Source organism: Chryseobacterium takakiae, assembly GCF_900129385.1.
Lineage (GTDB): Bacteria > Bacteroidota > Bacteroidia > Flavobacteriales > Weeksellaceae > Chryseobacterium > Chryseobacterium takakiae.
Map to the genome: position 1 here is coordinate 181,276 of NZ_FQVO01000005.1, position 20,881 is coordinate 202,156.

General features: G+C 37.8%; 17 protein-coding genes. 16 read left to right on the forward strand and 1 reads right to left on the reverse strand.

Annotated features, from left to right (window positions below; genetic code table 11):
* Positions 1-42 precede the first annotated feature (42 nt).
* The 3 genes from BUA76_RS08695 (at position 43) to BUA76_RS08705 (ending at position 3,983) form a co-directional block, all read left to right on the forward strand.
* Entirely contained in the window at positions 43-1,584 is a 1,542-nt protein-coding gene (locus BUA76_RS08695; protein ID WP_072884410.1) for a protein adenylyltransferase SelO, read from the forward strand.
* A 93-nt stretch (positions 1,585-1,677) separates the two neighbouring features.
* Entirely contained in the window at positions 1,678-2,634 is a 957-nt protein-coding gene (locus BUA76_RS08700; protein WP_072884411.1) for a T9SS-dependent choice-of-anchor J family protein, read from the forward strand.
* Between the two features lie 74 nt (positions 2,635-2,708).
* Positions 2,709-3,983 carry a DUF6080 domain-containing protein gene (locus tag BUA76_RS08705; RefSeq protein WP_072884412.1) on the forward strand — a complete coding sequence of 425 codons (1,275 nt, stop codon included), beginning with the start codon at positions 2,709-2,711 and terminating at the stop codon, positions 3,981-3,983.
* 94 nt (positions 3,984-4,077) lie between these two features.
* On the opposite strand, the gene BUA76_RS08710 is transcribed toward BUA76_RS08705, so the two are convergent.
* Entirely contained in the window at positions 4,078-4,617 is a 540-nt protein-coding gene (locus BUA76_RS08710; protein WP_072884413.1) for a sporulation protein, read from the reverse strand.
* A 184-nt stretch (positions 4,618-4,801) separates the two neighbouring features.
* Between BUA76_RS08710 and BUA76_RS08715 the strand changes: the two genes are divergently transcribed.
* From BUA76_RS08715 to ypfJ, 13 genes are all read left to right on the forward strand, one after another.
* On the forward strand, positions 4,802-6,169 hold the full coding sequence (locus tag BUA76_RS08715; protein WP_072884414.1) for a c-type cytochrome: 1,368 nt from the start codon (positions 4,802-4,804) through the stop codon (positions 6,167-6,169).
* Between the two features lie 22 nt (positions 6,170-6,191).
* The gene (locus BUA76_RS08720; protein WP_072884415.1) at positions 6,192-9,251 is read left to right on the forward strand and encodes a TAT-variant-translocated molybdopterin oxidoreductase; all 3,060 of its coding nucleotides are present in this window, start codon (positions 6,192-6,194) and stop codon (positions 9,249-9,251) included.
* Positions 9,252-9,276: 25 nt separating this feature from the next.
* Positions 9,277-10,674 carry an NrfD/PsrC family molybdoenzyme membrane anchor subunit gene (gene nrfD, locus BUA76_RS08725; RefSeq protein ID WP_072884416.1) on the forward strand — a complete coding sequence of 466 codons (1,398 nt, stop codon included), beginning with the start codon at positions 9,277-9,279 and terminating at the stop codon, positions 10,672-10,674.
* On the forward strand, positions 10,661-11,182 hold the full coding sequence (locus BUA76_RS08730) for a DUF3341 domain-containing protein (protein ID WP_072884417.1): 522 nt from the start codon (positions 10,661-10,663) through the stop codon (positions 11,180-11,182). The genes nrfD and BUA76_RS08730 overlap by 14 nt, the downstream gene beginning before the upstream one ends.
* Positions 11,175-11,912, forward strand: a complete 738-nt coding sequence (locus BUA76_RS08735; RefSeq protein ID WP_072884418.1) for a c-type cytochrome — start codon at positions 11,175-11,177, stop codon at positions 11,910-11,912. Before BUA76_RS08730 ends, BUA76_RS08735 begins: the two co-directional genes overlap by 8 nt.
* A gap of 8 nt (positions 11,913-11,920) precedes the next feature.
* A complete protein-coding gene (locus tag BUA76_RS08740; protein WP_072884419.1) occupies positions 11,921-13,252 on the forward strand; it encodes a quinol:cytochrome C oxidoreductase in 1,332 nt (443 codons plus the stop codon).
* A gap of 151 nt (positions 13,253-13,403) precedes the next feature.
* Entirely contained in the window at positions 13,404-14,417 is a 1,014-nt protein-coding gene (locus BUA76_RS08745; protein WP_072884420.1) for a hypothetical protein, read from the forward strand.
* 50 nt (positions 14,418-14,467) lie between these two features.
* Positions 14,468-15,661: an NTF2-like N-terminal transpeptidase gene (locus BUA76_RS08750; RefSeq protein WP_072884421.1), complete on the forward strand. Its 1,194-nt coding sequence runs from the start codon at positions 14,468-14,470 to the stop codon at positions 15,659-15,661.
* 3 nt (positions 15,662-15,664) lie between these two features.
* Positions 15,665-16,201: an adenine phosphoribosyltransferase gene (locus BUA76_RS08755; RefSeq protein ID WP_072884422.1), complete on the forward strand. Its 537-nt coding sequence runs from the start codon at positions 15,665-15,667 to the stop codon at positions 16,199-16,201.
* A 174-nt stretch (positions 16,202-16,375) separates the two neighbouring features.
* Positions 16,376-17,083, forward strand: coding sequence for a YfgM family protein (locus tag BUA76_RS08760; protein WP_072884423.1), 708 nt, complete (start codon positions 16,376-16,378; stop codon positions 17,081-17,083).
* Between the two features lie 3 nt (positions 17,084-17,086).
* The gene (gene ribH, locus BUA76_RS08765) at positions 17,087-17,605 is read left to right on the forward strand and encodes a 6,7-dimethyl-8-ribityllumazine synthase (RefSeq protein ID WP_072884424.1); all 519 of its coding nucleotides are present in this window, start codon (positions 17,087-17,089) and stop codon (positions 17,603-17,605) included.
* 224 nt (positions 17,606-17,829) lie between these two features.
* Positions 17,830-19,914 carry an LTA synthase family protein gene (locus tag BUA76_RS08770; RefSeq protein ID WP_143149883.1) on the forward strand — a complete coding sequence of 695 codons (2,085 nt, stop codon included), beginning with the start codon at positions 17,830-17,832 and terminating at the stop codon, positions 19,912-19,914.
* A 76-nt stretch (positions 19,915-19,990) separates the two neighbouring features.
* Positions 19,991-20,842 (forward strand): KPN_02809 family neutral zinc metallopeptidase, encoded by an 852-nt coding sequence (gene ypfJ, locus BUA76_RS08775; protein ID WP_072884426.1) that lies wholly within the window; start codon positions 19,991-19,993, stop codon positions 20,840-20,842.
* Positions 20,843-20,881 lie beyond the last annotated feature (39 nt).

Genomic DNA, 20,881 nt, shown 5'->3' on the forward strand with positions numbered 1-20,881 from the left:
GATTTGGAAGGTCTTTTCTTTTTTAATTAATACCTTTGAGATATGAATATTAAAAACATACAGCAACCCTTTATAAAAAAGTTTCCGGGAGATTTTTCCGGCAACACGATGCAGAGAAATACCCCGAAGGTTTTATTTTCAACAGTAAATCCGGCAGGTTTTGATCATCCTTCACTTATTGCTTTTAATGAAAAACTTTCTGAAGAAATCGGTTTAGGTAAATACGAAGAAAATGATCTGGATTTTTTAGTCGGAAATAATCTTCCGGAAGAAATGCAGACATATTCTACGGCTTATGCAGGGCATCAGTTTGGCAATTGGGCAGGACAACTGGGAGATGGAAGAGCAATACTTGCCGGAGAGATTACCAACAATCTCGGACAAAGAAACGAAATCCAATGGAAAGGCGCCGGAGCAACACCGTACTCCAGACATGCAGACGGAAGAGCGGTACTGCGATCTTCAGTGCGGGAATATCTGATGAGTGAAGCCATGTACCATTTAGGAATTCCCACAACAAGAGCATTAAGCCTTGCTCTTACAGGAGAAGAAGTGGTAAGAGATATTATGTATAACGGAAATCCACAGAACGAAAAAGGAGCTATAGTTATAAGGACTGCAGAAAGCTTTTTACGTTTCGGACATTTCGAGCTGATGTCTGCCCAACGGGAATATAATACATTGAAAGAACTGGCCGACTTCACCATTGAAAGTTATTTTAAAGACATTCAGTCGGAAGGACAGCAGAAATACAAAGATTTTTTTGAAAGTGTTTGCAGAAGAACCGCTGATCTCATGGTTGATTGGTACCGCGTAGGATTTGTTCATGGAGTAATGAATACAGATAACATGTCGGTTCTGGGACTTACCATAGACTATGGCCCTTATTCAATGATGGATGAATATAATCTCAATTTCACACCGAACACAACCGATCTGCCCGGAAGAAGATATGCATTCGGTAGACAGGCTCAGATATCTCAATGGAATTTATGGCAGCTGGCCAATGCACTTCATCCTTTAATTGAAGATGAAAAATTTCTTGAAGATATTCTGAATGATTACGGAAGCTATTTCTGGGAGTCTCATGACCGCATGCTGTGCAGGAAATTCGGGTTCGATCAGCTGTTGACGAATGATGAAAAGTTTTTCACCAGTTGGCAGAGTCTTATGCAGGACCTTCAGTTGGATTACACCTTATTTTTTAATGAACTTGAAAAATATGATGATCAAAAGGATTTGAGACTTCAGTTTGAAAATGTTTCTTATATTCTTTTAAATGAAGAAAAGATCTCCAGATTAAATAATTTTATAAAAGATTATCAGTCCCGGTTGGAAAAAAATATTATTTCAAGAGAAAAATCTTTAGAAATCATGCATAAAACAAATCCTAAATTTATTTTAAGGAATTACCTTTTATACCAATGCATTGAAGAGATTAACGAAGGAAAAACAGATATGCTGCGCAAATTAAACCATGCCCTTGAAAACCCGTATCATACGATTTACCCCGAATTTTCAGCAAAAAGGCCATCGGGTTATGATGATGTTTCCGGGTGTTCTATGCTTTCTTGCAGCTCGTAAATTAAAAATATTCAACAATAAATAATTTTTGGTGAACATTTTTACCAAGAGTATGTCCTTTTTTTATTAGTTTTACATCAAAATAAAATTATAATGAAAAAACTTATACTCTTTGTTAATTTATTATCCGCAGGATTGTTTGTAAATGCTCAAACCACCCTGTTTAGTGATTCGTTTGAAAGTTACACCAACTTTTCAATTACAGGCTTTGGCAACTGGCAGACGCTTGATTTAGATGGCTTAAATACCTATACAGGCGGCGGCCCTGTAGTTGGAGGAAGCACTGTTTCCACATGGACCGCTAACTGGGCAAATGCGGGAGGACCAATGGCTTTTCAGATTTTTAATCTTTCGGCCAGCAATGCTACAAATAATGCTACTGCGGTTACAGGAGTAGATGAAGAAGTAAGAAACTTCACCCCTCATACAGGTCAAAAATGTGCTGTAGCATGGGCCGGAGTTCCAGCTGGTGGGGTAAATGCCAATAATGACTGGTTAATATCTCCACCAATAACATTAGGAGCAGCGAATAATCAATTAAGCCTTTGGGTAAAAGGTCTTTCTCCTGCTTATACTGAAAAATATAAAATTGGTGTATATGTAGGAAGCGGAACACCAACATCCGCGAGTAATTTTACGTTCATTCCAAACACTACTGCAGTAAATGCGACTGCTAACTGGACCCAGATTACACGTAATCTTGATGCTTATGCCAATCAAACCATTAGAATAGGAATTCAATATATGGCAGCAGACCAGTATATGTTCATGGTAGACGATTTTTACGTTACAACAGGTACACTTGCAACCAATGAAGTTGGAGCAAAGTCTAAAATTGCCCAGCTATACCCTAACCCAACAAAAGGAGAAATCAATATCAAATCTGATAAGAAAATAAAATCATCTGAAATTTTAGATTTCACTGGAAAATCAGTATTAAAATCTTCATCAGCTAAGGCAGACATTTCTTCATTGCCAAAAGGAAATTATATCATGCAGGTAGTGTTCACAGACGGAACTTCTATTTCTGAAAAAATAATTAAAGAATAATCAAACTATTTTAATAGATTTTAAACTCACCTTATGGGTGAGTTTTTTATTTATTTTTGTAAAAAAATAAACCGGTGGCTCAATTCAAAACAAAATTCATCCAATTTCTGAAATTATTATTTCCGTCTTCAGGAACCGAACTCCTTGTTCTGCTGTTTTTTCTTGTTGTTTACGGATATTTGGGATCCTTCATCGCCATACATTATAAAATTATTTTTGACTCCAGAATTCCCTGGGATGCCTATTTTAGCTTTGATAATAAGTCTATTGTAATGACGGGAGGAAGCTTTGAAAGACATCCTTTGTCCTATTATTTCTTCAATTGGATCCGGGAACTGGCATTGCTTTTTTCAGATGGTAAAATGAATGGAAATTTTCGTTTTATCCTCGCCTGGTTCAGCAATATTGCCGTTAGTTTAAGCATACTTCAGGTTTTTAAATATCTGAAAAATATCATCAGACTTCCTCTAATCCTAAGTCTATTGCTCATCTTATTTTTCGGGACATTTTCAACGACCATCCTGCTTTCATTCACCCCGGAAAATTTTACTTATACACTGTTTTTGCTGACCTTATTTAATCATTACTCTGCAATAAAACTTAAAAATGAGAAAAAAATACCGGCATTGGTACTGGCTTTATCAGGAATTACAATCGGAGGTTTAACCGTAACCAATATTGCTAAAGTTTTCATTCCCGTTGCTTTTGAAAAAGGACTGTTTAAAAGCTGGAAGAAATTTGGAAATGCTGTTATCAGAGTAATTTTTGCAGTTATCTGCTTTGTTTTATTATACCTTAACCGAATAGATTTTAAGTACCAGAATATCTTCAGCAAGACCAACGAGCAGTATGAAAAATTCTCCAACGTCAATTCCACGCCGACATGGGATATGATTCTTTCTTATTTTTTTGGAGGAAATATTTTATTTTCGGATTTCATTATCCGGGATAAGCACAACATGATGGGATATCATTATAAAGGCCTGATAATGAGCGTTTATTCATCTTGGATCCCATATATCTTTATTGCCGTTTTACTGATTCTTATAACCTGGAGCTATTATAAAAACTTTAAAAACAAGCTGGCTCAGGTACTCATGATTTCCTTTTTATTTGATATTGTGATTCATTGCATTATGAGATTCGGGCTTCATACCTCATACATTTACGGAGGACATTTTGTCTTCGTTTATCCGCTATTGTTGGGATGGCTTTTTTATTCTTACAAAGAATCACCAAAAATGTTGTCTTTTCTAACAGTGGTTGTCAGTATTTTATTTGTTTATGTATTAACAAATAATTATCTGAGAATGACAGAATTCTTTTGGTTTTTAAATAAATATTATTAATAAAATCTTATGATATCTGATTATCTTCTCAAAAAGATGAAATAAAAAAGCTGAGAATCAATCTCAGCTTTTTACAATATTTCAAAAATTAAATTTATTTTGCTTCCGCACAGAAAATCCTGTATTGAACGGCAATTGCCGATTTAAAATACTCTCTTACCTTTGACAGATCGGATGCAGCGCTTTGTTTTGTAAAATAACTTCCCGCAAGAATTTTATAATTGGGTCTGAGTGATGCATCGGTTTCAACTTTCAAGTTAGGAAATCTTTTTCTGAAATACGCCTTCACTTCATTGGCTTCATCATTGCTTTTCACAGTGGTTATCTGTATTTTATATCCTAAAATCCTCGGGTTTCTTCTGCATATCTCCGCATTGGTAAGTTCCCTATTCGGCACATAGATTTTTGTCGGTCTCGAAGATCCCGAATCATCATCAGCATCATTGGCAATCACCGTACTGGCAGTTCTTGAACACTTGTCTTCAATGCCTTCCAGCGCGGCATTTACTTTAGAATCCATTGCCATTACCAATTCCGTCCCGGCTAAGGTATCTTTTTTTACAATTTGTTGGGCTTCAAGAGTATAAAATCCTCCAAACAATACTATCGAAAATATTTTAATAAAATTTTTCATTTAAACTTGTTTCCGCAAATTTAGGTAAATTAAAAAATTATACCAAATACAGTTATTTAGAATCAATACAAATTAAACGTAAATGATATTTTCCCCTTTCTATATACCGTTAAATTCCTGTTAAATATATTATTTTTGCCGAATTGATTGAATGTTCAATATTTACTAACATAAGATAATTTAAATGATTAGTTGGAGAAAGCATTATAGACAAACGTTGATCGCAATAGGCTTATTGTTATCAACCAGTGCTTCAATTTACGGGCAAGACGGCGATCCTAAAAACGGGGAAAAACTTTTCAAAGCGAATTGTACTGCATGTCACGCGTTAGACAAACAGGTTATAGGACCTGCATTGAAAGGTGTGGTTGCAAGACTTGAAACAGAACAGGGGCTTGGGAAAGACTGGCTTTACAAATGGATCAAGAACAACAAAGAGCTAAGAGCCTCTGGTGACAAATACGCCAATGAAGTTTTCGAAAAATTCAATAAGACTGAGATGCAGGTCTTTCCAAATCTTACCGATAAGGATATTGATGACATCTTAGCATACACAACTAATCCGCCAGAACCAGCACCTGCAAAAACGGACGCTGCCAAAGATACAGCAAACGCGGGATCTGCAAACGCGGCACCACAAAGTTCTACCACTACAAACGTAGTAATCATTTCACTTCTGGCGATTGCAGGTCTATTGGTTTGGATTCTATTGAAACTAAGACAATTAGTAAAACTGGGACAATCTGAAGACTTAGCAGGACTTAACGAAACAAGAGTAAAATCTTTCCGTGAAATTTACGAGAAATACCACTACATCGGTAAAGGACTTATTGCTATTCTGGCTTTACTGGCAGCATACGGAGTATGGAACTGGATCATGTGGATCGGGGTTTACAAAGGGTACAAACCTGAACAACCTATCTATTTCTCTCACAAAATCCACGCAGGAGAGCAGAAAATCGATTGTCAGCTATGTCACTCCAGTGCTAAGTATGGCAAAGTATCTGAAATCCCTTCTATGAACGTTTGTATGAACTGTCACAGAACAATTTCAGAATACAACGCAGAGCACTACATGGAGCCAGGAAAAGATAAAGCTTTCTACGACGGTGAAATCAAGAAAATCTATGCTGCTACAGGTTGGGATCCTGAAAAACAACAGTACACAGGAAAAACCCAGCCAGTTGAATGGACAAGAATCCACAACATGCCGGACTTCGTTTACTTCAACCACGCTCAGCACGTTGTAGCAGGTGAGCAGGCAATCATCAATTCTTTCAACAAAAAGAATCCAAACAACAAAATTGATGTTGTATGTAAAGCCTGCCACGGTAAAATTGATACAATGAATGTTGTTCAGATGGCCAATGACTTCACAATGGGATGGTGTATCGAGTGCCACAGAACTACTGAGGTTGATATGAACAACGGTTATAATAAAGAATACTTCAAGAATCTACATGACAAGTTGAAAAAACAATACCCTAAAGATGGTGGTAAGATTACTGTAGATGCAATTGGAGGTCTTGAGTGTGGTAAATGTCATTATTAATAACTAAAAATTAGAAGTATAAATGGCTTCAAACAAAATACAATTTAGAAGTATTCACGAACTTAAAGATCCGGCTCTAAACAACAAGCTGGCTCAAAAAGAGTTCCAGGAAGAAATTCCGGTAGAAGATTTCCTTGGAGATGCTGAAAAAAACGGATCCAGTACTTCAAGAAGAGATTTCTTAAAACTATTAGGATTCTCTACTGCAGCGGTTACATTAGCTGCATGTGAAGCTCCGGTAATCAAAACGATTCCTTATGTGGTAAAGCCGCATGAAATCATCCCGGGGATTCCAAACTATTACGCTTCAACATATTTCGATGGTTTTGACTTTGCGAGTGTTTTAGTAAAAACAAGAGAAGGAAGACCTATTAAAATCGAACCGAACCCTGTTGCAGGAGATCTTGGAAAAACAAGCGCAAGAGCACAGGCAAGTGTACTTTCTCTTTATGACAACGATAAAGTAAAGCAGCCCAAATTTGAAGGTAAAGATGAAACTTTCGATAAAGTAGACAGCTACATTATCAAAGGATTGGAAGAAGTTAACGCTGCAGGAAAAAGAATTGTGCTATTATCACATTCTTTCGCTTCCCCTACTTTCAAAAAATTATTCTCTGAATTTAAGGCTAAATATCCTACAGCAGAATTAGTGACATATGACGCTTATCCTTACGCTGCTGCATTAGACGCAGCTCAGGAAGTTTTCGGGACAAGAGCATTACCGGTTTACGACCTTAGAGGTACTGAATTGGTAGTTGCTTTCCAGGCAGATTTCTTAGGAGATTATAACGGAGGAGGACTTGAATCTTCTTACGCTGCTGCAAGAAAGCCGGGACCAAACATGTTGAGACACATTCAGGTGGAATCAAACATGTCATTAACTGGTGCTAATGCTGACGAAAGATTCAGATTAAAGCCTAGCCAGGTAAATAAAACCTTAGTTGAAGTTTATAATGCCATCGTTGGTGGTGGAACTTCAGACAAAACAGCTTCTGAAATTGCTAAAGAATTACAGGCTAAAGGAAATAAAGCAGTGGTTTTCGCAGACGGTTCAAAAGGAGCTCAGGTTTTAGCACACCTTATCAACAAACAGCTTGCTTCTACAGCTTTCACAGGTAAGGCAAACCTATTAAAAGAATTTGACAAAGCAAGATTCGAGGAATTCCTTGGGTGGGTAAATGCAGGTCAGGTTGGTGTATTGATCGCCAATAATGTAGATCCTATTTATTCTTATCACAAAGGAGAAGATTTCAAAAAATCTTTATCAAAAGTTCCTTATGTAATCGCTGTTGCTGATAAGAAAAATGAAATGTACAAAGCAGCGAAAGCTGTAATTCCTGTAGCCAACTGGCTTGAGTCTTGGGGAGATATTGAACCACAGACCGGAGTATATTCATTGATGCAGCCAACGATCCAGAAAATTTACAAATCAAGACAGATCGAGGAATCCCTATTGGTTTGGAAAAATGGAAAGAACAGCGCTGCCAACAATTACTACGATTATTTAAAGGCAAATGCTTCTTCCGTACTAGGAGGAACTTCATTCAACAAAGCTTTATATAACGGATTTAATACTTCTTCCAATGCAACAGCATTATCTTATGCAGGAGGAAATGCCGCTCAGGCTGTTGCTGAACTAGCAGGCTTTAAAGCATCCGATTTAGAATTGGTATTGTATACCAAAACCGCAATGGGAGACGGAACTCAGGCCAATAACCCTTGGCTTCAGGAATTACCGGACCCTATTACAAGAATGTCCTGGGATAATTACCTGACAATTTCTCCTAAAGATGCAGAAAGATTAGGTATAGAAAACGATCTTAACGCAAGAATGCAGCTGGATGGCTCTATCGTAAATCTTACGGTAAACGGAGTTACGATAAAAGATGTTCCTGTATTCATTCAGCCGGGACAGGCAGAAGGATCAGTAGGTCTTGCGCTTGGATACGGTAAGAAAAACTCAGGAGCAACAGCTGATACCGGAGTAAATGCATACCCTTTATTCGATGGATCTAATTTGGTGGTATCTAATGTAAAATTAGAAAAAACAGGAGAAGACCATGAATTTGCAGGAATCCAGCTTCAGAATACATTAATGGGACGTTATGAAATTGCGAAAGAAGTTCCTTTGGCAGATTTCTTAAACGTGGCATTCGACGATGAACACAAAGGATGGAATAAGCCTTTGGAATATCATACCATCAGCGGAGCACTTCCAGCAAGAAAGATTGACCTTTGGGATGCTTTCGATGATACCGACGGACCTCACTTCAACATGTCGATCGACCTTAACTCTTGTACGGGTTGCGGATCTTGTATCATTGCATGTCAGGCAGAAAACAACGTTCCTGTAGTAGGAAAAGAAGAGATCAGAATGTCCAGAGATATGTACTGGTTAAGAATTGACCGTTATTATTCTTCAAGACAGAAAGTAGAAGTATATGAAGGATTAAAAGAAGGAATGGCAGTTCCTGAATTGTACGGTACTGCATTCGGCGACGGAGGTGCATTGAACCACCCTGCTGATAATCCTGACGTGATCTTCCAGCCGGTAATGTGTCAGCACTGTAACCATGCACCTTGTGAAACGGTATGTCCGGTAGCGGCTACATCTCACGGTTCTCAGGGGCAAAATCATATGGCTTACAACAGATGTATCGGTACAAGATATTGTGCAAACAACTGTCCGTACAAAGTAAGACGTTTCAACTGGTTTACTTACAACCTGAATGACAAGTTCGATTTCAACATGAACAATGATCTTGGAAGAATGGTACTAAACCCGGACGTTGTTGTAAGAACAAGAGGGGTAATGGAGAAATGTTCATTATGTATCCAAATGACTCAGACTACGATTCTTGAAGCTAAAAAAGAGAATAGAATTGTAAAAGACGGTGAATTCCAGACTGCATGTTCAAAAGCATGTACAACAGGATCTATCCAGTTCGGAGACATGAATGACAAAGGATCTGAAGTCAGAAAATTATACGCTGGCAACAGAAGATATTATTTACTTGAAGAGATCGGAACCAAACCAAATGTGTTCTATCATACTAAAGTAAGAAACAGAGTAGAAAAATAAAGTTTAAATAATAAATAGGTAAAAAATGTCAGGACATTACGAAGCTCCGATAAGGGAACCTCTAATTATTGGTCACAAAACTTATCACGATATCACGGAAGATATTGCACGACCTATCGAAGAAAGAGCAGGTAAATTATGGTGGATCTCATTATATGCAGCCTTAGTTCTATTCATCTATGGATTCGGGTGTATCGCTTATACTATCGGAACAGGTATTGGAGCATGGGGACTTAACAGAACTATTAACTGGGGTTGGGATATTACTAACTTCGTATGGTGGGTTGGTATCGGTCACGCCGGAACCCTAATCTCAGCGGTATTATTATTATTTAGACAGAGATGGAGAATGTCTGTTAACAGATCTGCAGAAGCGATGACGATCTTTGCGGTAGTACAGGCAGCAATCTTCCCGGTAATCCACATGGGTAGAGTTTGGGTAGGATATTGGGTATTCCCTTTACCAAACCAGTTCGGTTCTCTTTGGGGGAACTTCAACTCTCCGCTACTTTGGGACGTATTTGCAATCTCTACGTATTTCTCGGTATCAACAGTATTCTGGTTTATGGGTCTTATCCCTGACTTTGCAATGATCAGAGACAGAGCGAAAACACCTTGGACTAAGAAAATTTATACATTCCTTGCATTCGGATGGGGAGGTAAAGCAAAACACTGGCAAAGATTCGAAGAACTTTCCTTGGTTCTTGCAGGGTTGGCAACACCGCTTGTATTCTCGGTACACACCACCGTATCTTTCGACTTCGCAACTTCGGTTATTAAAGGATGGCACTCTACAATCTACCCTCCTTACTTTGTTGCCGGTGCGATCTTCTCCGGATTCGCAATGGTACAGACCTTATTGTTAATTGCAAGAAAAGTTTGCCACCTTGAGGATTACATCACCATGTATCATATCGAAATTATGAACATCGTAATCATCTTAACAGGGGGTATGGTAACGGTAGCTTATGCCACTGAGTATTTCATCGGATGGTATTCGGGATCAAGATTTGAAGACTTTACTTATCTTTCTCCAGGTGCTGCGGTAGGACCTTACTGGTGGGCTTTCTGGTCATTGATTATCTGTAACCTTGTTGTTCCTGCTTCTTTCTGGTTTAAAAAATTAAGAACGAATATTATCTGGACATTCATCGTTGCATTGATCATCAACATTGGTATGTGGTTTGAGCGTTTTGATATCATTGTTATCAACCTTTCAAGAGACTACTTACCAGGATCATGGACGATGTTTAAGCCAACGATCATTGATGTGGGTGTATACTTAGGAACAATCGGGTTCTTCTCCGTATTATTCTTATTATATGCAAGAACATTCCCTGTAATTGCACAGGCTGAATTAAAATCGATTTTGAAAATCTCAGGTGAAACTTATAAAGCAAAAGAAGGAGATGAGCACCACTAAAATTGTATACGGACTTTATGCTGACGACGACGATTTAATGAACGGCGTTAAAGCATTCAACGATAAAGGAATCGCAATCAACGAAGTTTATACTCCGTTCCCGGTTCACGGACTAGACAAAGCTTTAGGGTTAAAGAAAACAAGAATCTCTGATGCAGCCTTTCTTTACGCTCTTTACGGAGTTACGATCGGGGCTACCCTTACCTGGTATACCATGAATCACGACTGGCCTCAAAACATCGGTGGTAAACCAGCTTTTGACTGGGGACATAACATGCCCGCATTCGTTGTACCAATGTTTGAGCTTATGGTATTTTGTGCCGCGCACATGATGTCATTAACGTTCCTCGTAAGAAACAAAATGTATCCTGGAGCTCCTGCACAGAACCCGGACCCAAGAACAACAGACGATAAATTTATGATGGAATTTGTAACTGATGATGTAGAATCTGTAAAGCAGTTGCTGATTGAAACCGGAGTTGAAGAAATAACTGTTAAAGATGCTTAAAATGAAAAAGAATGTTTTAAAAATTACAGCAGTTTTAGGTTTAACAACAGTGTTGCTTAACTCTTGCGGCCCAAAAGAAAATACTCCGCTGGTATACTTCCCGGACATGTATTTTCCGGTAGCTTATGATCCATTGATGAAAGCTCAGGATGCTTATTCAGACCATGAAAATGAAATCCCGGCTTTCGTAAAAAATAACGGGGCAACAGGCCTTACTCCTGTAGAAGGATCAGTTGCTCAGAATAAAGATGGTATTTTTGAAGAAGGATTACTTCCTAAAACTGTTGACGAATACAACGCAGGTTATGATGCTTCAAAAAGCATGACTGCTTCTCCTTTAAATCCTGCTAATTCCGCGAAGGATCTTGAAAGAGGAAAACAGCTTTTTGAAAAAACATGTGCCGCTTGTCATGGTGTAGGAGGTGACGGACAGGGACCTATCGTACAATCAGGAGCATTCTCCGGTGTACCAAACTACGCCGATAGGGAAATTACTGTAGGATCTGTTCATTATGTAATAACAAACGGTAGAAACGCAATGGGATCCTATGCAGGGCAACTGAACGCTGGAGACAGATGGAGAGTAGCCATGTATGTGATGAATGCTTTCAAAAAAGGAGCAGCAGCACCTGCCGCTGCAACATCTGCAGCGGGAACGGCTACTACAGCTTCAACGCCAGCAGCAGCGCCGGCAACTACTGAAACTAAGACTACCGAAACTAAAAAATAAGAAAAGAAATGTATAGTTTTTCACCAAAATTAAAATCAACTTCTATAATCCTTCTTGTTGTAGGTTTAGTTCTTTTTGGTATTGGCTTCTTTTTAAATAAAGGAATCACTACCGAGAAAATAGAACACATGATGGAAGCTGTTAACGCTTCTGGTCATACTGCTCCTACACATTCTAGTGAAATGGTTGGTCCTCAGGATCATGCTGCTCATTTGGAGCATGCTACTCTTCAGGTACACAACCAGCCTTTAGCGGCAATACATTTTGTAGCTGTATTTTTCTTCGGAGTGAGCTGCTGCGTATTATTCTTCTATTCTATTCAGCACGCTGCACACGCAGGATGGCCAATCATCATTACAAGAGTAATGGAAGCTATTGCTTCTTATATTCCTTACGGTGGTGCTATTCTGATCATCTTAATGCTTTTAAACATTACTCACCAGGGACATTTATTTCATTGGATGGATCCCGAATTGACAGACCCGAATTCTGCTCATTTTGATGTGATCCTATTTGAAAAAAGAATCTTCCTGAATATTCCTTTTTATGCTGTAAGAACATTTATTTATGTTTTAGGTGCTTCATTCTTCGCTTGGAAGCTGAAAGCTCAGTCTAAAAAAGTAGATGAAACCAAATCAAAAGTAGATTACCAGATGCTTTACAGATGGGCAGTAGGATATATCGCATTCTTCGGATTTGCTTCTGCGGCTTGGGCTTGGGACTGGTTGATGTCTATTGATCCTCACTGGTATTCTACCATGTACATTTGGTATTCTATGGTGAGCTGCCTTTCAAGTGGTATTGCAGTAATCATTCTTTTAAGTGTTTATTTAAAGAAAAACGGATTCCTTCCACAGTTCAATGATAATCACTTACATGATTTAGGAGTATTCCTTTTTGCTACAAGTATGCTTTGGACGTATACATGGTTTGCACAGTTCATGCTTTACTGGTATGCGAACATTCCGGAAGAGGTTAATTATTTCTTCGGAAGATTCCAACACTACTCTCCTACTTTCTTGCCAATGCTGATCGTAAACTTCTTATTACCGCTATTGGTATTGGTAAGCAGCAGCATCAAGAGAAACTACAAAGTAGTAACCACAATGGCAGTAGTTGTAATCTGTGGTCATATTCTAGATTACTTCAACATGGTAATGCCGGGAACAGTAGGACCATACTGGAAAACTCCTGAAGTATTCATCCTGATCTTAGGAGCAATTCTTTTCGTAGTTGGATTGTTTATGTTCACCGTGCTTTCAGCATTATCTAAACTTAAGCTTATCCCTACAGGAAACCCTTACTTACATGAATCTGAAATTTATGAATATCCTTTCTAAGGAATTTGTAACAAGATAAAAATTAAAAAGACTGGTCATTACGATCAGTCTTTTTTGTTTTAATTTGAAAAAAATAAAATTTCATGCAACCTTTTTCAACTTTTGTTGTCTTATAAATAAAGTCAGATTTTAATTATTAATACAATTAACCATGAAGAAAAGTTTTCTATTATTACTTTTGACATTAGCATTTCATTTTTTCAGTGCGCAAACCGTTACCTTCATTTCTGAAAAAACCAATAAACCACTGCCTAAAGTTTCGGTATTTGGAAAAAACGGAAACATTGTTGCCTATTCAGATATTGACGGTAAGATCGATAAAAACCTTATAAAGCCGGATCAGGAAAAGTTTCAGTTGGTGTACGATAATTTTTCTGTGGCCACATTATCATATGCCGATTTTGAAAAAGAAATTATTAAGGTTGATGACAAAATCCGGAATATTGAACCGGTTGTCATCAAAAACAACAAACCTGCAAAATATGCTTTTGTAAAAGGTAATTTCAACGCGTATGTTACCGTAAACAACAAACTCAATTGTTATGCAGACGGAATTGTTACCTATATTTTTGACAATAAAACTAAAAAACTGAAAGCAACAACTGTAGAGCAATACAGAATCTACAGACTGGAAGATGCCGTCTTCGAGAAAAAGCAAACCGGCATGTGGGATTATCAGGCCTTATTAAGGCTTCCAGAAATGAAAGAAGTAGGAAATATCCTGGAGTACAAAAAGAAAAATTCCGTAATTAAAGAACTTAAAGGGCAACAAAAAGACCAGATTGAAATTACCGGCGAGGCGCTACAGGAAAAAGAATTTGCATTTTTTGGATACCGCTTCTATGACGTTAAAAATATTATCAATGCTGCTTACGAAAAAGACACTCAAAAAACGCTCAGAGATTTGCTGGAATTTAATGAAATTAGTTTCCTCAAACTTAAGCACAAAAGTGAACCTGACTATAACCAACTGATTATTTACAAAAATTTCTATCCAACGGAATTAGACTTCAGAAATGAAAATGTATCCGAAAAAAATAAGTTTGATTTAAAAAACAGCAGCTATACTACAAAATTCTGGGAAAGCCCGGATTTCCCGAATATGCAGTCCGTTTTTAGTTCCTATTTCGGGGATAAATTAAAGGAAAAACAAAATTTAAAATAAAAATCTTCTATTAATAAACGTTTTAGTAAATTTGTGACAAACGGAAAAAAATGAAAAAGTTGTCTTTTCTGCTAATTTTCAGTTTGTTGCTTTTTACAGCATGCAAAAAAGATTCAGTAGATGCCACCAACACGAAAACTTTACAGTCGAGTATCAATGATATGACGGCAAGTCTCCCAACCATTAAACAGATTAAGTTTAATGAAGCACTTTATATTTTAAAGACCTTCGGAGTGGAAGCCGATGGTGATGTTGCAGAATTAAAAGCATTAGGCCAACTGATTAATGGTAAAAAAGTTCCTGAAATTATGGCAATGGCCGATCAGGTAGCACAAAAAAACGGTATAGAATGGGCCAGCAACGCCCCTCCTTCTTTAGGAGAAATGAATATTTTCGGTGACGATAAAGCAAAAGAAAGTGATCCCAATGATGTAAAAGCAAATTCTTTGAGCATCATCACAAGACCTACAGGCGACGACGGAACCGGAGCATCAACTGCCATCCAGATCGTTCCCAGACTTGTAGACAATGCCGGAAATCCTGTTTCATTCACAGGTGCAGGTCTGGAAGTAACTCTTGAAGTTTTCAGTAACGGCGTAAAACTATCTACAGCAAAAAACCTGATGCAGGATAATAATTTTAAAGGATTTAATTTAAAATTCTCATCCATTCCGGCAGCGAAAGTGGTTGATAATAAAATTGATATTACCGTATCCGTAAAAACAACAGCCAAAACATTCAAAATGACCAAAATTGGGCTGGATGTGAACCCTTCATTACTAAAAGTTCCGGCTCCGGTAGTCGTAGATTCGATGGCTGTAAACCAAGATCCCGCAGTAATTGACCCGAACAATCCGGGCTCAACAGTTCCGCCAACGGATCCGAATGCAACGGCTACAACGCCGGCTACGCCAAAACAATCTGTTGCAGATCCTAAAAACGTAGTGTCCGGCTTCCTGAATAATGTAAGCGCTCAAAACCTTAAGGCAGCATACGGCGCTTCAAGCAATCCAAACTGGGGAAGCTATGAATCGTTTTCCAATCCTACTTCCGGCTTCGGATCAGTGAAAACCGTGAGTGTGAAAAATATTACCACGAATCTTTCCAATACCAATGTGGCAAGTGTAAATGCAACCTATGACGTAACCGATAAAAATGGAAGAACAACATCGTTAAAGGCTACTTTCGGATTAAAAAATGTAAACGGAGAATGGAAAATTTCCAGCTATAAAATCAATCCTTAAAAAATGGCGTCACAAGAACTCATCAGGAAACTGGAAGAAACGATAGAAAATGTACCCGATTTTCCGATTCCGGGGATTCAGTTTAAAGACATCTCTCCTATTTTTTTAAACCCAAAATTGTATGAAGATGTCATTGCAGATCTCGTAGCATTCAGCAAAGGAAAAGTGGATGCCGTTTGCGGGATCGAAAGCCGTGGTTATCTTTTCGGGATTGCCATCGCTGTTGCCCTGGAAGTTCCTTTTATTTTGATAAGAAAATCCGGAAAACTTCCTCCGCCGGTTATTTCAGAAAAATACGACCTAGAATACGGAAGCGCCGTGATCGAAACGCGTGAAGGACAAATAAAGCCTGGGCAAAAGGTTCTGATTCATGATGATCTGCTTGCAACAGGAGGAACTACGGAAGCGGCAGCAAAGCTGGTCGAAAAACAAGGAGCAACCGTATCACAATTCAGCTTTCTAATTGGACTGAAAGATCTTAAGGGAGAAGAAAAATTAGAGAAATTCAATGCGGAAGTGTATCATATTTTAGAATATTAAACTTAAAAGATTATTTCTTCGAGAGGCTTAGCTTTTCGAAGCATTTTTTGTTAAATTCAAGCTCAACAATTCATCAGTTAGTTTATTTGTTTAAATAAAAATCAACAATACGCACAAAGTATTTTGTAAATCATTCAGAAACAATTAAATTTGCATTTCAATTTTTAACAATTTATGGCAAAAATTACAAAGAATGCTCAAAACGAGCAAGAAGGTAAAGAAACAGTGGAGTTTTTTAAAGATCTGGACAGAGAAGCTTTAAACACCGAAAGATTTATTGAGAGATATTCAAAACCTTTGGGTATTGCTTTTGGGGTGCTTGTTTTAGGCGTTCTGGGATTCTTCGCTTACCAACAATTTGTGGTAACTCCTAAAAACGCTGAAGCTGTAAAAAGTTTCCTTGCCGCTCAGAAAAATCTTACTGAAGGAAAAGATAAGGAGGCATTAGGTGGTAAATCTGCTGCGAATCCTGGTTTCTTAGGAACCTATAATGAATATTCTGCAACCGATATCGGTAAGCTTTCTGCGTATAATGCGGGACTTCTGAAGTTCAAAGAAGGAAAATTCCAGGAAGCATACGATCTTTTAGACAAATTCTCATCAGACAATAAAACTTTGATGGCGATGAAATACGGAGCAATGGCTGATGCGCAGTCTGGTCTCAATAAAAATGACGACGCTCTGCAATTGCTTGATAAAGCAGCTTCTGCATCAGACGATCCGTATACCATGTATTACTTCACAAGAAAGGCAGGTATTCTTGCTTTAGGTCTTAACAAAAAAGCCGAAGCTAAAAAATATTTTGCAACAATTGATGAAAAATATCAGGACTACGACAACGGAATGTCTGACTCTTATATTGAAATGACTAAATATTACTAAAAAATGGCAACAGTTAATCTTTCTGATTATAAGCCACTTCATATAAACAATGCCGATGAATTTTCAATCGGCATTGTTTTTTCTGAGTGGAATGATTTTGTAACATACAATCTTCGCGATGCAGCTCTGGAAATCCTTCAAAAAGAAGGAGTAAAGTCTGAAAACATTAAGCTTTTCCCCGTTCCCGGCGCCTTTGAACTGAACTACGCAAGCATGCAGCTGTGCAAAGAGCGTAAATATGATGCGGTAATTGCCATCGGCTGTGTGATTCGCGGGGAAACACCTCATTTCGATTATGTATGTTCTGCGGTTGCACAGGGAATTAAAGACTGCAATATACTTACCGATACTCCTACCATTTTCTGCGTGCTTACCGATGATACAAAAGAACAGTCTGTCGCAAGAAGTGGCGGAGATCTTGGAAATAAAGGGGTTGAAGCAGCAGTTACCGCGTTAAGGATGATCGATTTCAGAAAGAACTTATCCGGTAAAAAAGGAAATATTGGTTTCGGCCATTCTTAACTAATTTAACTTTTTTTATTATTTTAAGGATTGCGGAAGCGATCCTTTCTTTTTTTATTGAAATAAAAAAAAGCCTTATATATTGTGATTTTCACAGATATCACATTTTTAATTTTATTTTAAATAATTATAAATTTCCTAATTATTTTTAACTTTTAAGATTTTATAACAAACAATTCATCCCAATCACTAAATTTGCAGGAATTAACATTGAATTAATACAGATTTTGTTTCAAAAAATTAAACCATTCCTTTATTTAGGGATCTTCTATCTTACAATCTCATTCATACTGAGAATTATTTTTATTTTTCACCCCATTACCACAGCAGATTTCGGTTTTTTAGATGTATTGCAAATTATGATCGTCGGAATTCTGAATGATATATTGGTATTCATTATTACATGCCCTTTTCTGGCGCTTTATTTTTTATTTTTGTCCGATTCAAAATATCAAAAGCCTTATGGCTATATTATTCTGGCATTATTATGTGCTTTCCTTTTGTATATTCTTCTCATTCCAAATAATATTTTCAAGCAGTATGGCGGATCAGTCGCTGAAATAGCAATGGCATTTATCGGCCTGAAAATCATTGTATTCAGCTTGATGCTTTTCCTGCCGGAGAAACGTATAAAGATCAGGAATGCAATGTACTTTATTACCGTTTTTCTGTATGTTCTGCTTATCATTTTTAATGCAGTGAGCGAATATTTCTTTTATAATGAGTTTGGATTGCGGTACAACTTTATTGCCGTAGATTACCTAATATATACCAATGAAGTAATAGGAAATATTATGGAAAGCTACCCTGTTGTTCCTTTATTTCTGGCCATATTTGCACTGGCCGTGGTATTTACGGTTTATATTTATAAAAAAACTAAAATCGAACTTCTGAACCTTCCGAATATTAAACAGAAAATCATCTTATTAGGTGCATTTTGCACTTTGGTAGCAATAAGTATTTTAGGATTAAGTTTTACCACAAAATTGAAATCAGAAAATGTTTTTGAAGAAGAAATTCAGGCTAACGGATTGCCAAAATTTTATTGGGCATTCACCCATAACGAGCTGGATTATTTTCAGTTTTATCCTCATATTAATCAACAGGTTGCAGAAAATACTTTCCTGAGCCAGTTTGCTCCGCCTGCCTTAAAAAGAACGATTCAGCCTCAAAAACCTGAATTGAAGAAAAATGTTGTATTAATTTCTATTGAAAGTTTATCTGCCGATTTTATGGCACATTACGGCAACACTCAGAAAATTACCCCTTTTCTGGACAGTCTTGCAGATAAATCCCTGATGTTTACCAATCTTTACGCTACCGGAAACAGAACCGTTCGAGGTTTGGAAGCACTCACGCTCTGTATTCCGCCAACTGCCGGTGAAAGCCTTATCAAAAGAGAAAACAATAAAAACAAATTCACAACAGGAAGTATTTTTAAATCCAAAGGTTATGACGTAAAATTTTTATATGGCGGCTATAGTTACTTCGATAATATGAAAGATTTTTATGAAGGAAACGGGTATGAAATTGTTGACAGAAATAGTTTTACCCCTGAAGAAATCTCATTTGCCAATGTCTGGGGCGTTGCAGATGAAGATATGGCTAAAAAAGCAATTCAGACCATGAACACCGAAGCCAAATCCGGAAAACCGTTTTTCAACCATTGGATGACGGTTTCCAATCACCGGCCTTTTACTTATCCGAATGGGAAAATTGACATTCCGGGTGATGCGAAGTCAAGAGAGGGCGGCGTAAAATATACAGACTATTCTCTCAGAAAATTCTTTGAAATGGCTAAAAAACAAGACTGGTATGCCAATACGGTTTTTGTGATCATTGCAGACCATTGTGCTTCAAGCGCCGGAGATACGGAACTACCGATGGATAAATACAAAATTCCTGCGATGATCTTTTCAGAAGGTTTTATTCAGCCTCAAAAATTTACACAAACCATGTCCCAGATTGATGTGATGCCTACCCTTTTAAGTCTTCTCAATTTTAATTATCAGACTACGTTTTTAGGACAGGATGTATTTTCTAAAGAATTTCAGCCAAAAGCCTATGTGGCAACATATGAAGATTTAGGACTCATTAAAGACAATTATTTAACCATCATTTCTCCGGTTAAGAAAATTAAACAATATGTTTTAACGCAACAAAAAAACAGCCTCGCTCCGGAATTCAACCTGTATTATGATGAAAAATATGTGAAGGGAAATCTTCAGAACAAAAAACTTATTGAACAGACCATTTCTGCATATCAGTCGACTTCCTATTGGCTGAAGAAAAACCATCTCGACCGATAATTGGTAAAAATATTGCTCCATCCGTAAAACATATGTTTTAAATTTCTAAATTTATATATCACAAAATAATACAACTATGAGATGGACTGACGACAGAGGCGGCAACGTGGAAGACAGGCGTGGACTAGGCGGCGGAGCCGTTGTAGGAGGCGGACTGGGAACTTTAATTATTGCTGCCATCATTTTTTTCCTGGGAGGAGACCCTTCTTCCATACTTTCTTCCAGCAGCAGTTCCGGACCTGCACCAACCGAACAGCGGGAACTATCCGCAGAAGAAAGAAAAATCGGGGAAATGGTAGATATGATGGGCAAATGGAATACCATTACCTGGGAGCAGGTATTCAGTGAAAACGGAATGACCTATGAACCTCCGAAAATCGTACTTTTCGAAAACACAACACAATCAGGATGTGGAACCGCCCAAGCTGCAATGGGTCCTTTTTATTGTCCGGCAGACCAGTCTGTGTATATGGACATGAGCTTTTTTAATGAGCTTCAGCAAAGGTTTGGTGCTAAAGTAACGGAATTTACGGTTGCCTATGTACTTGCCCACGAAGTTGGCCATCATGTTCAGACCCTTCTGGGAACCACCCAAAAAGTAGATCAAATGCGGAGAAGCGGACAATACAGCGAAGCAGAAATGAACAGAGTTTCCGTTGCTACGGAATTACAGGCAGACTTTTATGCCGGGCTTTGGGCCAAAAGAACAGATGCTGAAAAAAATATCCTGGAACCTGGAGATATACAATCTGCCATTGATGCCGCAGAAGCTGTTGGGGATGATAATATCCAGAAAAGATCTCAGGGATATGTCAATCAGGAAAGTTTTACACACGGTTCTTCTGCTCAGCGTAAAGAATGGTTCATGAAAGGATACAACACCGGAGACATCAGACAGGGGGATACTTTCAACCAGCTGTTGAGATAGATAAAATTAACCTAAAATAAAAAGCCCTGAAGAAAATCT

Coding starts and splice junctions, on each gene's coding strand:
- BUA76_RS08735 (WP_072884418.1), top strand. CDS start 11,175: ATGCTTAAAATGAAAAAGAATGTTTTAAAAATTACAGCAGTTTTAGGT.
- BUA76_RS08695 (WP_072884410.1), top strand. CDS start 43: ATGAATATTAAAAACATACAGCAACCCTTTATAAAAAAGTTTCCGGGA.
- BUA76_RS08750 (WP_072884421.1), top strand. CDS start 14,468: ATGAAAAAGTTGTCTTTTCTGCTAATTTTCAGTTTGTTGCTTTTTACA.
- BUA76_RS08745 (WP_072884420.1), top strand. CDS start 13,404: ATGAAGAAAAGTTTTCTATTATTACTTTTGACATTAGCATTTCATTTT.
- BUA76_RS08710 (WP_072884413.1), bottom strand. CDS start 4,617: ATGAAAAATTTTATTAAAATATTTTCGATAGTATTGTTTGGAGGATTT.
- ribH (WP_072884424.1), top strand. CDS start 17,087: ATGGCAACAGTTAATCTTTCTGATTATAAGCCACTTCATATAAACAAT.
- ypfJ (WP_072884426.1), top strand. CDS start 19,991: ATGAGATGGACTGACGACAGAGGCGGCAACGTGGAAGACAGGCGTGGA.
- BUA76_RS08740 (WP_072884419.1), top strand. CDS start 11,921: ATGTATAGTTTTTCACCAAAATTAAAATCAACTTCTATAATCCTTCTT.
- BUA76_RS08720 (WP_072884415.1), top strand. CDS start 6,192: ATGGCTTCAAACAAAATACAATTTAGAAGTATTCACGAACTTAAAGAT.
- BUA76_RS08730 (WP_072884417.1), top strand. CDS start 10,661: ATGAGCACCACTAAAATTGTATACGGACTTTATGCTGACGACGACGAT.
- BUA76_RS08700 (WP_072884411.1), top strand. CDS start 1,678: ATGAAAAAACTTATACTCTTTGTTAATTTATTATCCGCAGGATTGTTT.
- nrfD (WP_072884416.1), top strand. CDS start 9,277: ATGTCAGGACATTACGAAGCTCCGATAAGGGAACCTCTAATTATTGGT.
- BUA76_RS08715 (WP_072884414.1), top strand. CDS start 4,802: ATGATTAGTTGGAGAAAGCATTATAGACAAACGTTGATCGCAATAGGC.
- BUA76_RS08760 (WP_072884423.1), top strand. CDS start 16,376: ATGGCAAAAATTACAAAGAATGCTCAAAACGAGCAAGAAGGTAAAGAA.
- BUA76_RS08755 (WP_072884422.1), top strand. CDS start 15,665: ATGGCGTCACAAGAACTCATCAGGAAACTGGAAGAAACGATAGAAAAT.